This is a genomic window from Nitrospira sp. KM1 (assembly GCF_011405515.1).
In the GTDB taxonomy this organism is placed as follows: domain Bacteria; phylum Nitrospirota; class Nitrospiria; order Nitrospirales; family Nitrospiraceae; genus Nitrospira_C.
Map to the genome: position 1 here is coordinate 4,433,964 of NZ_AP022671.1, position 13,060 is coordinate 4,447,023.

9 protein-coding genes are annotated in these 13,060 nt (G+C 56.0%); 8 read left to right on the plus strand and 1 reads right to left on the minus strand.

Annotated features, from left to right (window positions below):
• The first annotated feature begins 5 nt into the window (after nt 1-5).
• The 5 genes from W02_RS20970 to asnB are packed head-to-tail and all read left to right on the plus strand — an operon-like array spanning nt 6 to nt 6,515.
• Nucleotides 6-1,085 carry a glycosyltransferase gene (locus W02_RS20970; protein WP_173051252.1) on the plus strand — a complete coding sequence of 360 codons (1,080 nt, stop codon included), beginning with the start codon at nt 6-8 and terminating at the stop codon, nt 1,083-1,085.
• A gap of 4 nt (nt 1,086-1,089) precedes the next feature.
• Nucleotides 1,090-2,880, plus strand: coding sequence for a hypothetical protein (locus W02_RS20975; RefSeq protein ID WP_173051253.1), 1,791 nt, complete (start codon nt 1,090-1,092; stop codon nt 2,878-2,880).
• A gap of 17 nt (nt 2,881-2,897) precedes the next feature.
• Nucleotides 2,898-3,488, plus strand: a complete 591-nt coding sequence (locus W02_RS20980) for an acyltransferase (RefSeq protein ID WP_173051254.1) — start codon at nt 2,898-2,900, stop codon at nt 3,486-3,488.
• Between the two features lie 5 nt (nt 3,489-3,493).
• Nucleotides 3,494-4,654 (plus strand): glycosyltransferase family 4 protein, encoded by a 1,161-nt coding sequence (locus W02_RS20985; RefSeq protein ID WP_173051255.1) that lies wholly within the window; start codon nt 3,494-3,496, stop codon nt 4,652-4,654.
• Nucleotides 4,629-6,515 carry an asparagine synthase (glutamine-hydrolyzing) gene (gene asnB / locus W02_RS20990; RefSeq protein WP_173051256.1) on the plus strand — a complete coding sequence of 629 codons (1,887 nt, stop codon included), beginning with the start codon at nt 4,629-4,631 and terminating at the stop codon, nt 6,513-6,515. Before W02_RS20985 ends, asnB begins: the two co-directional genes overlap by 26 nt.
• Nucleotides 6,516-6,539: 24 nt before the next feature.
• Here asnB and W02_RS20995 read toward each other — a convergent pair whose 3' ends face one another.
• Entirely contained in the window at nt 6,540-7,661 is a 1,122-nt protein-coding gene (locus tag W02_RS20995; protein WP_173051257.1) for a GDSL-type esterase/lipase family protein, read from the minus strand.
• 512 nt (nt 7,662-8,173) lie between these two features.
• On the opposite strand from W02_RS20995, the gene W02_RS21000 reads away from it, so the two are divergent.
• The 3 genes from W02_RS21000 to W02_RS21010 are packed head-to-tail and all read left to right on the plus strand — an operon-like array spanning nt 8,174 to nt 13,038.
• Nucleotides 8,174-10,321 (plus strand): bi-domain-containing oxidoreductase, encoded by a 2,148-nt coding sequence (locus W02_RS21000; protein ID WP_173051258.1) that lies wholly within the window; start codon nt 8,174-8,176, stop codon nt 10,319-10,321.
• 19 nt (nt 10,322-10,340) lie between these two features.
• Nucleotides 10,341-12,260 (plus strand): alginate lyase family protein, encoded by a 1,920-nt coding sequence (locus tag W02_RS21005; protein ID WP_173051259.1) that lies wholly within the window; start codon nt 10,341-10,343, stop codon nt 12,258-12,260.
• Nucleotides 12,241-13,038, plus strand: a complete 798-nt coding sequence (locus W02_RS21010) for a WecB/TagA/CpsF family glycosyltransferase (protein ID WP_173051260.1) — start codon at nt 12,241-12,243, stop codon at nt 13,036-13,038. The genes W02_RS21005 and W02_RS21010 overlap by 20 nt, the downstream gene beginning before the upstream one ends.
• Nucleotides 13,039-13,060: the final 22 nt, after the last annotated feature.

The following is a 13,060-nucleotide window of genomic DNA, read 5'->3' on the forward strand; positions in this document are numbered from 1 at the left end:
CACGTATGAGAATCGTTCATCTAATTTGGGGACTGAACGTCGGCGGGTCCGAGACGCTGCTGGTCGATATCGCGAATGAGCAGAGTTCATACGCCGAGGTCTTTGTTGTAATCGGCAATGACACTGTGGATCAGGTGGTGACGGATTTATTCAGTCGTCGGGTGACAACGCGATTCCTCCGAAGACCTCCGGGAAGTTGGAACCCGTGGCATCTCGTAAACCTCGTTCATACTCTAAGAGGCATCGGACCCGATATCATTCACGTCCACCAGAATAGCTTTGCGGCAGTAGCTCATTTTCTCTCCGCGCCGATGGCACTCACGGTACACGGAATGAATGATGATTTCCAACATCTGGAAAAGTTTGCCGCGGTGTTCGCAGTATCAGAGGCGGTGAGGCAGGACATCGTCACAAAGCATCCGCGAGCAACTCCGATCGTGATTCATAACGGCATTAATTTTGCCAAGGTCACTCGGAAAATACACTACGGTCGCGAGCCGTTCCGGATCGTTCAAGTCGGGCGGCTCTATCACGAAACAAAAGGTCAGCATATCCTCCTTAAAGCCCTGCATCGTCTGAAACGCGAGCTGCCGGACAAACATGTGGAAGTGGATTTTGTCGGTGAAGGAACCTCTCATGAGTATCTCTGCGACCTGGCCAAGGAACTCGGCATAACGGAATCGTGCAGGTTTCTGGGGCAGCAGCCCCGGAGTCGCATTTATGAGTACTTGCACACCTATGATCTTTTGGTGCAGCCCTCTCGGTCGGAAGGATTCGGCCTTGCCGTCGTTGAAGCTATGGGGGCCGGTGTGCCGGTTCTCGTCTCCGACATTGAAGGTCCGATGGAGCTTATCGATTATGGAAACAACGGGTATTACTTTCGAACAGAAGATCACCTGGACTGTGCCGAGAAGATTGCGAGAATCGTAATGGAATCTCACGACAAAAAATCTTGCGAGCAACACCGGAGAACCGCGGAATATGCAAGAGAACGATTCGATATCTCAGCCACAGCAAGGCGATACTTCGAGGAATACCAAAAACTTAATATCGAAGTTACCCCGGCTCGAATGCGGCACGGTTAATGGAATGAGCGGCACGGCAATTGATCTAGTGGCCATATCCCTCGTTGTGTGCTTGCTCCTGGCTGCGGGATGCGGTGGCAGCGACGGAACCAACGGAGGAGGAACAAGCGGGAGCGACGGGCCTCAGGCAGCGGATCGTCCTACGTACTATATCGATCCGACCTGTGCCGTAAATGGTAACGGCACCACGACTACGTGCGGTGTCAATGGACCATTCAATAGCTGGAAGAGTGTCGCGCCGTGGGCCGCCGGCAATGTTTACGCCGGGAAGGGCGGGGCATCCGAAGTCACGAACCTGGGAATACCGGTCAGCGGGTCTCCGGGCGCGCCGATTACGATCACCTCTTATGGGGCCGGACAATTTACTTTCGTCTCGACAGGAGCCATACCGTTGTATGCGCATGGGAGGGATCACCTCGTCTTCGACAACATCGCCGTTCGTTCGAGCGCGACCCATTGTCTCTACTTCGGAGGAGTCGGCTCTGACATTCTCGTGCAAAACAGCACGTTTCTTTCGTGCGGTGCAGATGGAGTCGGGACGGCGGGCGTGACGGTTGACGCGGAAAACGCGACGGCCCTGTATACCCACTTCGTGGTGCACAACAATAATTTCACGGACATTGTGGGACCCGCGTTCGCCATACACATTTCCAGTGCCAACCAGGGGGCCTGGGAAGATCTGGCGATTACGAACAATAACATGACCAACGTGGACAACGGGGCAAGCTCCTCGGGAGCGATCATCATCATCATCGAAACCGGAGCGACTGCGACCTATTCGAACATCACGATCACCCACAATGACTTGACGCGGGTCAATGATGAACTGGACCCGGCGGTGTCGTCGGTCTTTCCACCCGCATCGATCAAAGTCTCGCAAAGCGTCATCGATCATCCCATTGCAACGGCCAGACGATTCTTCGGGGTCAATATCTCGAACAACACCATCACAGACGGCGCGGGGGGAATATACGGTTCCTACTGGGGAAGTGCGCCCACGGCTCCCAGGAATACCATCAGCCACAATACCGTCTCGAACGTGTATACCGCCGCGGCGATCGGCTTCAATGCCATGACGGACGTACTCGTCTCTTCCAACGATATCAGCTCGATTTCTACGGGGAAGGGGCTGGGGTATTGGGACGGCATGGGTCTCGACATCGATTACGGCAGCTCGCAGATCGAAGCGGCGCACAACCTTATCCGTGATTGTTTGGGGCAAGTTTCCAACCTCACCGAGGACCACAACACACCGGGTGAACTTAGCGGGCAGGGGATTATCACCTTTTCTACCAACAGCTCAATCATCCATGGCAATCTGTTGGTCAGAAACCGCCACGGTCTTGTGGTCGGGGATGAGACGAACTTGGATCTCCCGGGTTTTTCGCCGGGACCAAATGTGTGGGCCAATAATACGGTCGTCGGTTCCACCTTTTCCGGTATTGGTCTCGTCCGTGACGCCGCACTTCCCCAAATCCACACGTTCGTCAACAATATCGTGGTAGGCAGCGGAGCGGCCGGCCATGGAGGCTATGGATTCCGCAATGGTACCCCCAACCCGCAAATCATGACGACCAATCTGTTTTTCAACAACGCTTCGGGAGATTACTTGAGTCAACCTCTTCATCCGACGGATATCACGGGAAAGGACCCGTTGTTTCTAGGATCGGCCGATTACCGGCTGCAGCCGGCTTCTCCTGCTCGCGCCGTAGGGACATATTGGGGACCTCAGTGCAGCGACATACGAGGAACTCCCTGCGTAGCAGGACAGGTCTCTCTAGGAGCGTATCAGTAGGGCGGCGCCGTTCACTTATGGATATCCTCGCAGTGTTCTATAACAGACTCTTGTATCGGCCGTACGTCCGCTCCCGGCTGAAACACGCAGGATCCGACTTCCGGCTGGGCTACTCATCTGAGTTTCTTCGGCCGGAACTGTTCCATGTCGGCAATAATTTCTTCACCGGCCCTCACTGCTACTTCGATACGAATCAGTTCAGTCCCGTACGGATCGGCGACGATGTCATGTTCGGACCGTATTGCAAACTCATAGGAGGCAATCATGACTACAGCTATACCAAGGGGCCTCTTGCCGACAATCGATATCCCCGACCTCATCAGCAGGAAATCATCATCGAGAATGGAGTATGGATCGGGGCAAACGCCGTGATCTTAACGGGTGCTCGAGTCGGCGAGGGTTCGGTCATCGGGGCCATGGGATTGGTCAACCATTGTATTCCGCCGTACACCGTCGCAGTGGGAGTGCCGGCCAAACGTTTGTTCGCACGCTTCCGTGAAGACAAAGACTTGGCGGACATTCTGCGGAATGTCGGAAGTCGTTACACGGTCGAGATGGTGCGGGCCCTGCAGAAGCAGCATGGAGTAGAGGTACAACGCACTCGATGAGCTCTATGAACGGGACCAAGAGAGAAGTCCCTCCCGTCGGAGTGATGGTGGTCGGACCGGACGCCCGCTCCCAGGGGGGCATCGCGGCGGTCATCGCGAATTACCGGCGCACCAGTTTTTGGAGAGAGTGCAACTGTGAGCATTTCTCGACGTGCGCAGATTGGGCCTGGAAATGGGCCAGAATGCTGTATTCGGCCTGGAGAGGATGCGTCTTTGTCCCGACGGTTGTGTTCAAGAGGCCGGCTGTCGTCAGCATCCACACCGCCGACCGGAGCAGCTTTTATAGAAAGTTATTTTACATCGTCGTCGTACGGCTCTTCTCTATCCCAGTGGTGGTGCACGTGCACCCGGCATCATTCGTCGAATTTTTCGTCAAGGGGAATCGCTTGACGCGATTTGCAATCACAACGGTCGCCGACATCAGCAACCGCATCGTGTTTCTGTCAGACATTGCAGCAAGCCAGTTTCGCGAACTCTTCCCGCACACGCGCATGGCCGTGATTCCCAATCCCGTCGATGTAGACCGCTATGGCGTTGAGCCACGCGCACCCATGAAAGACCATTACCGTATTCTGTTCATGGGGTGGATCGTCAGAGAAAAAGGCGTATACGACATCGTGGATGCGATGCCGGATGTGCTTGCGCGATTTCCCCAAGCGGAATTTCTGTTCGCAGGAAACAAGGAGACGGAGCAACTCAAGAATATGATCGACGAACGCCAATTATCCCGCCATGCGAAAGTATTGGGCTGGGTGGAAGGCCGGGAGAAGTATGAACTCTTGATGTCCAGCCGTTTATTATTGCTCCCCAGTTATTCAGAAGGAATTCCCAATGTTATTCTGGAGGCCATGGCGAGCGGTCTTCCGGTGGTCACCACTCCCGTCGGCGGCATTCCGAGCGTCTTTGTCGAAGGCGAGACGGGCTACTTCGTGTCTCCAGGCAATCCACGAGAATTGAGCGCCCGGATCGTTCAAATGTTGAGCGATGACGAGGACTGCGAAAAGATTTCACGTTCGAGCCGTCAGAGGGTCAAAGCACTGTACGACCTCGAGGTCATTGGCCGTCAACTGGAGCACCTGTACCGCGAGTTTCAGCCGCAGCCATCCCAGATGGCATATGCGCGACCCAACGGAGATCAACATGTGCGGCATCGTCGGCCTTTTTGACCCGGGGGGCCGGGGTATCACGGAAGAACAGTTGGCGCATATGCGCGATCAGATGGTCCACCGTGGCCCGAATGATGCCGGGTTCTTTGTTCACCGTGATCAGGATCTGTTTGTCGGTCTGGCTCACCGGCGCCTCTCGATCATCGATCTGTCGGAACTCGGCCGACAGCCAATGTCGACTTCCGATGCCCGGCTCTGGATCGTCTTCAATGGAGAGATCTTCAATTACGCCGAACTCCGCCGACTGCTCATGCAAACCGGACGGTACGCATTTCGCTCGCGCACCGATACGGAGGTCATTCTCTATGGCGTACGTGAATGGGGGCTGGACGGCTGTTTGAAGCGGCTACGGGGAATGTATGCGTTCGCCCTTTTCGATGTCACCGCACAGACTCTGACGATTGTCAGGGATCCGCTCGGCATCAAACCGCTCTATTACTCACGACAGACGGCCGGATTTGTTTTTGCGTCTGAGGTCAAAGCGATTCTTGCCGCGCCGGACGTGAAAGCCTCGCTCAACAGCGAGGCGTTATACCATTACCTTACCTTTGCCAGTGCTCCGGCGCCTTTGACGTTCTTCGAAGGCGTACAGAAACTGGAGGCTGGAACGTATCTGACTCTCGACAGGCGAGGCCGTGCGAATCACGTTCGATTTTGGGATCCGTTACATATTACGCCGGAAGTCTCGATGACCGAAGACGAGGCCGTGTCCGAGTTGCGACGCCTGTTGAGGCAGTCCGTGGCGAGGCGGATGGTGTCCGATGTCCCGTTCGGTGCGTTTCTCAGCGGCGGCGTGGATTCCTCGTTGAACGTGGCCTTGATGGCTGAGCTGCTTGACAAGCCGGTTGAAACGTTCTCGATCGGCATCAAGGACGATTCCTCGAACGAATTCGAATACGCGCGACAAATTGCGGGACGATTCAGAACCAATCATCACGAGTTAGTCATCGACGACGATGATTTCATCGATTTCCTCCCACGCATGCCCTATTTCCAAGATGAACCGCTCGCCGATCCGGTCTGTGTGCCGATCTACTATTTGTCCAAGCTTGCACACGAGTCCGGCACTCCGGTGATTCAAGTCGGAGAGGGCAGCGACGAGCTCTTCGCCGGATATCGGATGTACCACTCGTTTGTGAAATGGGAACGCAGGCTGTTTCACCCGTACAGCAAATTGCCATCGGGGCTCAAGCAGTTAGTCCACCGGGTCGCGGCCCATCATGTCAGACCGGAAATGGCCGATGCGTTCAGACGTGCGATTGACGAGGAGCCCTTGTTTCTGGGAAATGCCATCGCATTTTGGGACAACGAGAAAAGACGCTTGCTGAATCATGAGGGGGGAAGCGTTTTGACCTCCGGCGCGTTGATTGCGGATATCGTGCGCCGACTGCCAGCGAGTGATTCTCTGGCACGCATCACCGGCATCGAGCTCAAAAACCGCTTGCCGGAACTCTTGCTCATGCGCGTCGACAAAATGAGCATGGCCCATTCGATCGAAACCCGCGTGCCGTTTCTCGACGAAGATGTGGTCGAGTTTGCGCTGACGATTCCGTCCCGCGTGAAGTGTCGGAACGGTGTGTACAAATACGTCTTGAAGCAAGCCGCCCGTGGCATCATTCCTGATGAAATCATCGACCGTAAGAAATGGGGGTTCTGTGGGTCGACGACCAACATGCTGACCCCACGATTGGTCGGGTTTGCTCGTCAGCGCGTGTTAACAAGTTCTTTCATCCGTGAGCGCTTCCGGGTTGAGGAAATCAACGGGCTTTTCGAGTGTCACGGTCGCACGCCTCGATTCAACAGTTTTAAGATCTGGAACCTCCTTAATCTGGCCCTATGGCATGAATGCTGGTTCGAGTAGCTGCAGGCACAACGGGACTTTTAGTTAGAGGCGGGATTGCAGAGACGGCGTATCCCTTACGAAAGCAGCCAGCCAATCCGCAATGAGTGCATGAGCAAACGGTTTCGGGTGGCCATCCTTCTTGTACTGGATTTCTTCGACTGAATGACCTTCATAAATGTTCTCGGCGACATCGACGTTGTCGATCAGTGACGAATCGGGAAGTGCCCCAGGCGGCATGTTTTGCGTCAACTCTGTTTTTCCATACAGCGGAATATTCAGGACAATGAGGGGAATCTCTCTCCTGGTCGTCTCGTCGGACACCGCTCGGAGGAGGCGTGATGTCAGTTCTGTCTGCTCGCGGGTGAGCGTGGTGGACGATTCTGATTGTATGTCTTGCTGCTCCCCCAGCCGACGCGTGAAATACATAGAAAGTCGATCCCGAATGAAGTTGACGACGTGGGAATGCTGGCACAGAAATGAGTACCCGGGCAGCTGATAGAGCCGGTCACGCACATAAATTGCCGGGACAAACGCATGTTCAGTTCGTACGAGACGGCCATCTGTGACGCGAAACAGTTGGGATACGGCATTGTTGTAAGGATCGTTCGGGAAATAGGCCAGAATGACCAGGTCAGGATCATACTGTAGACCAACCTGTTGCAGTTGAATCAATTCTTCCGCTGTTCCGAATCCCGACACAGCCATGTTGATGACTTCGGCCGGTCTTTGCCTCGACAGTCGGGCTTCAAGTACGGACGAGAACGTCTCATCGTCGCCGACCCCGTGCCCAAGAGCTACGGAATCTCCGAGCACGATGATTCTGAATACATGGGCCGGTTTCTTGATGCTATATTCCCTTGTTCCACGGAACCCCTGGGAATTCGTACTAAACTGATGCCGGTATTCTGGGACGATCATCTCGCCACGAACATTGCCGATATTCTTCCTGATTCCATAGGGACTCGTTTCAACGTAACGTGGAACAATTGGTTGGGGATCGAAGAGCCGGAAATACACCTCGGCTGCGCCAAGAGCCAGCATGATCGACAGGATCGCTAATCCAATATTGAACAGGACCTCTTTGAGGGAAATGGTCGCCCGGCCGGGCGTGATCCTGGCTGCGTGGGGCTTGGTATGATCGACTTGGGTGAGTTCCTCGTTCATTACAGCGTCTCGACGATCCTTCGAACGATTTTCCTACCCGCTTGTCCATCTCACGAGAGAGGTCTTCTCAGACGTGCAGGCTTGCAAGCTTCTGTGCTGCCAGGATGATTTCAGCGGTCGACATGCTTGCCAGAACGTTCGTTCTCGCTCACACCTTCGCCGTGCGTTCCGTACTGTTTCGTAACTCACACACGGAACCCCGAGAACTATAGCATGGCGTTTCAGCAGGTTTGTTACATCTCCTTGAAGTTTAGAAGACACGGGCTCTTCTCGTTTAGCCAGAGGTCCCCGTCATGGAATGGACGTGACAATCCGGCACCAATCCTGGTTTCCCTCCAAGTACGCCGATTTCATCACATCGGCCTGTCTTTTCATGAGGATGCGAGGCGGCTCCTCTCATAGCCGCTGCCCATCATTCTTGACATTCTGTTAACACAATCTTGACACGTCTGGCGCGCGGGCACTTCCTGTGAATCGATAGACTGTGGCCAAGATTCTCCAGGAATGTCTTGATGAAGCAGGTCATACAACATTTCAGGACAGGTGTACTCAGTGTCGAATCCGTCCCGGCGCCTACTATTTCTGACGGCGAAATCCTGGTCGCCAATCGGGTCTCGCTGATTAGTCCGGGAACGGAGAGAGCCACCGTCCAAGTCGCCAAAAAATCACTGATTGGCAAGGCTCTGGACCGTCCGCAGGAAGTACGCAAAGTCGTTGCGGCTCTCCAGAAGGACGGCCTGCTTGCCACGTTCCACCGGGTCCTCGATCGTCTCGATACTCCCGGCGCCCTCGGTTACAGCTCGGCCGGTGTGGTGCTGGCTGTCGGCAAACATGTCCAGGGTCTCTCTGTCGGAGACCGGGTGGCCTGTGCCGGACAGAATTACGCGTCGCACGCTGAGATCATATCTGTTCCGACGCACCTGTGCGTGAAGCTCCCTGATGGCATCGCATTTGAGGACGCCGCGTTTGTCACGCTTGGTGCGATTGCGCTTCAGGGAGTTCGACAGGCCAAGCCGAGTCTAGGCGAGCGGATCGCCGTGATAGGGCTTGGTCTTCTCGGTCAACTGACTGTGCAACTCCTGAAAGCTTGCGGCTGCGTCGTTCTGGCTTCCGACCCTGACGTGTCGAGACGTAATCTGGCCCATGAATTGGGTGCCGATGTCATCCCATCGCCGCAGGATTTGATCGAGGCCTCGCGTGCGTTCAGCCGAGGGGTCGGCATGGATGCCGTCATTATCACCGCAAGCACAGCTTCCAATGAGCCGGTGGAAACCGCCGGTGAAATTTCACGCCAGAAAGGCCGGGTCATCGTTGTTGGAGCCGTCGGAATGACGCTCCCGCGCGAGCCCTACTACAAGAAGGAACTGGACTTTCGGCTTTCGATGTCCTACGGCCCGGGCCGCTATGACAAGCAGTACGAGGAGAGGGGACACGACTATCCGATCGGGTACGTACGTTGGACTGAACAGCGCAACATGGAGGCGGTTCTCGATCTATTAGGGCAGGGCAAGGTCAATACATCGAAGCTCGTGACGGACCGTTATCCGATTGAACGTGCAGAGGAAGCCTATGATCGTCTGAAAGCCGGTGCGGCATCGCCGATGGCCGTGCTCCTCTTCTATGCCGGAGAAACCGCAGATGGCTCGTCTCGAATGGTCTGCCGGGCCATCAGGAAGGCTGGAGCGGTTAGTCTCGGGATCATCGGAGCTGGACAGCATGTACGAGACATGTTGCTCCCACAGTTGACTGCCATCCGCAACGTGTCGATCGCAGCGATCTGCACCGGGTCCGGTATTACGGCCAAGTTGATTGCTGAAAAGTACGAGGCAGGCTATTGCACGACCGATTTCCGCGCCATCCTCGGTGATGAGACGGTCAATTCCGTTCTGATCGGCACAAGGCATGATTCCCATGCCGACATCACGCTGGAAGCGCTTCATGCCGGCAAGCATGTGTTTGTCGAGAAACCTCTTTGCATCACCGAGTCGGAGCTGGAGCGCATCGCGGAGCATTGGGAGCGCGCGGCTGCCGAGGGATTGCAGCTGTGGGTGGGATTCAATCGGAGATTTTCTTCCCATGCGACCAAGATCATCGAGTTCTTCAACGGCCGGCGCAATCCCTTGGTCATGATCTACCGTGTCAACGCCGGAACGATTGCTCCGACGCACTGGATCCAGGATCCGTCGATCGGCGGAGGGCGAATCATCGGCGAGGCCTGCCATTTCATCGATTTCATGCAGGCCGTCTGCGGGGCTCGGCCGATCTCGATTCATGCGGTCCGCATAGCCAGTCATACCTCGGGCATCTCGGAAGATCAGACGATTCTCTCGATGACATTCAAGGACGGTTCCATCGGCACGCTCGTCTACACGGCCGGGGGCGATGCGGCTATTCCGAAAGAGCGCTTTGAAGCGTTCGGAGACGGCAAAGCCGTGATTTTGGACGATTTCACGACGACTGAATTCTGGGAAGGTGGAACCAAGAAACGCCACAAGACGGCGGTACGCGATAAAGGGTTTCAGGAAGAGATGCGGCAATTTACTGAAGCGGTCGTCGGGGCCGGCCGCAGCGGACCTACATTCGAGGAGATCTACGCAGTGACGAGGACCTGTCTCTTGGCCCTGTCAGCTCAGAAAACCGGAGCGGTATACGACGTCTGATTGTATGCACGCGATGTCAATGTATTCACTGACAGCGTCGGGGCGGACGTTTGGTTGGTATGCCAGGCGGCTGAGCGTGATGAGGCCTCAGGAACTGTGGGCTCGAATAGGCTCACAGTGCGGCATAGCCGTGCTGTCACTCCGACATCGCCTTGGCCTGACGCCGGCCGTGTCGGAGCAATCGGATTTTCGACGCTATCGCTTCTGCACGGCGCAAACATCCGTTCTTCCCGCAAGACCATCGGAAGCACTCGATGAGCACATGGTCGAACGGGTCCTTGCCGGGGGATTGCCGCAGATAGGCTGGAACTGGACATGGCGCGACGAAAGCGATACATGGCACCGAGATCGGCAGACCGGAATCCTGTGGCCGAGACGCTTCTTCAATTCGATTTCCTATCGTGAAGGAAATCCCTACGGCGACGTCCGCTGTCTGTGGGAGCCCTCCCGTCTGCAGCAGTTGGTGATTCTGGGCATGATTGCCGCCTGCGAGGGAAATCCGTCGCGAGACCGCGCCCTCAAGATGCTCGAGGCCCAGTTCCTCTCCTGGGTTGACGCCAATCCGCTCTATACAGGCCCCCATTATATTTCGGCTATGGAATGCGCTCTCCGTCTCATAGCTGTCTGCCACACGTTCGATCAGGTGCGCATGCAGATCACCGATCCCGAGCGCATCTGGATCTCACTGGTACAACTCGTCGAAGGGCACGCGGCGTTGATCCGGCAGAGGATGTCTCTGCACTCTTCTCTGGGGAACCATACGATTGCGGAGGCAGCGGCTCTCGTCTACGCAGGAGTGCTCTTTCCAGAAATGCCGCAGGCGGCGGAATGGGAATCGATCGGTCTTTGGGTCCTGGAATCCGAGGCCGGTCATCAAATTCTTGCCGATGGCGGTGGAATCGAACAGGGGTTCTGGTACCTGAAGTTTATATCCGATTTGTACGGACTGACCGCGGATCTGCTCGCGCACCATGGGCGTAGTGTACCCGCAAAGATCTTACAGGCCATCAGGCGGAGCCGGTCATTTCTTTCCGCTATGGCGGACTCCGATGGCCGTTTGCCCTCCATCGGCGACAGTGACGATGGGTATGCGCTGACTCCCTTGTTGGGCATCCGGCACGACGTCCAAGAGGGGAAGGCGCTGAGCACCTTCGCTTCGTCGGGCTATTCGATCATTCACGGTAAGGGCCGGGTGAAGACCACGTTGATGTTCGATCACGGTTCTTTGGGCATGGCGCCGTGCTTTGCCCACGGGCATGCAGACGCCTTATCGGTCGCTCTGCGCGAGGATCGTGAAGACATTCTCGTCGATCCGGGAACGTTCGTGTACTCGGGAAAGCCCGAGTGGCGAGCCTATTTCAGGGGAACGCGAGCACACAATACGGTCGCGGTCGACAGCCTGGACCAAGCGGTTCAGGAAACACCCTTCCAGTGGTCTTCCTCATTCAGCGCGCGGTTGGTCTCACGCAGAGAAGCGAAGGACGGGCAAATTACGTTGATCGCGATGCACGATGGGTATGTGAGGAGATGCGGCGTCCACCACTGGCGTGGGGTGCTGTCCAATGGTGATGGATTGTGGGTCATCGTCGATATGCTGACCGGGCAAGGAGCGCACGCGCTTGAACTCAACTGGCACCTGGGCCGAAGGCCGGTCGTGCAAGGCACCGAATATGTGCTTCCCGGACTTGAATCGAAATTCTGTTTATCTGCCACCGGCGGGACTCATGAACTTATTCGGGCGGGTGACAATGCGTCCGGTGGGTGGCGTTCCTCCTTCTATGGGGTCCGTGAACCGCTGGATACGTTACGTGTCCGCTATCACGGAACCTTGCCCCATCATTTCGTGACGTGCATAACGGAGCGCCCGATTGACGAAAATGTTCGCCTATCGGCTATGTCGCTCCTGAAAGGCCTGATCGATGAAGCCCGAACGCATTGAGATTCTCGGCGTTCCGGTCGACTGCCTCACGATGAACCAGGCGCTGGAACATGTCGACTCCGTCTTGATGAGCGGCACGGCCCACAGCGTGGTCGCGGTCAATCCGGAGAAGGTCATGAAGGCGCTCGACGACAAGAGGCTACTCGAACGGCTCGGTCGCGCCAGCGTGCTGATCCCGGACGGAATCGGGGTGGTCTTTGCCGCGCGCATATTAGGCTTAGGCCGGTTCGAGCGTGTCCCGGGCTCTGAACTCATGCCCAAGCTCTGCGAGTTAGCCGCGCGAAAGGGTTATCGCACATTTCTGTTCGGGGCCGCTGTCGATGTTCTCGCCAGTGCGGTCGAGACACTACGCCAGCGATATCCCGGCATCATCATTGCCGGGTCGCAGCATGGGTTTGTAGCGGATGAAGACATGCCGGGGTTGATCGAGCGGATCAATTCACTGGAGGTCGATATCTTATTCGTGGCATTGGGCAGCCCCAAACAAGAGGATTGGATCGACCGCTATCTGCCTTTATTAAGAGTCCGGCTGTGTCAGGGTGTCGGAGGAACGTTCGACGTCATTGCCGGCCGGGTCAAGCGCGCCCCCGCTGCCTTCCGCGCAGCGCATCTGGAATGGTTTTACCGCCTGGCGACCAATCCGCAACGGATACGCCGGCAAACCGCGCTGCCAAAGTTTGTGTTCGAAGTATTGAAACAGCGAGCCAAGCATAACTTCATCTTGTTCGGACATCGTACGACCCCAAAATCGCAGCCGACCCAGCGCCCCCATTCGTAATGGATGTGAGTCTGGACAGCAC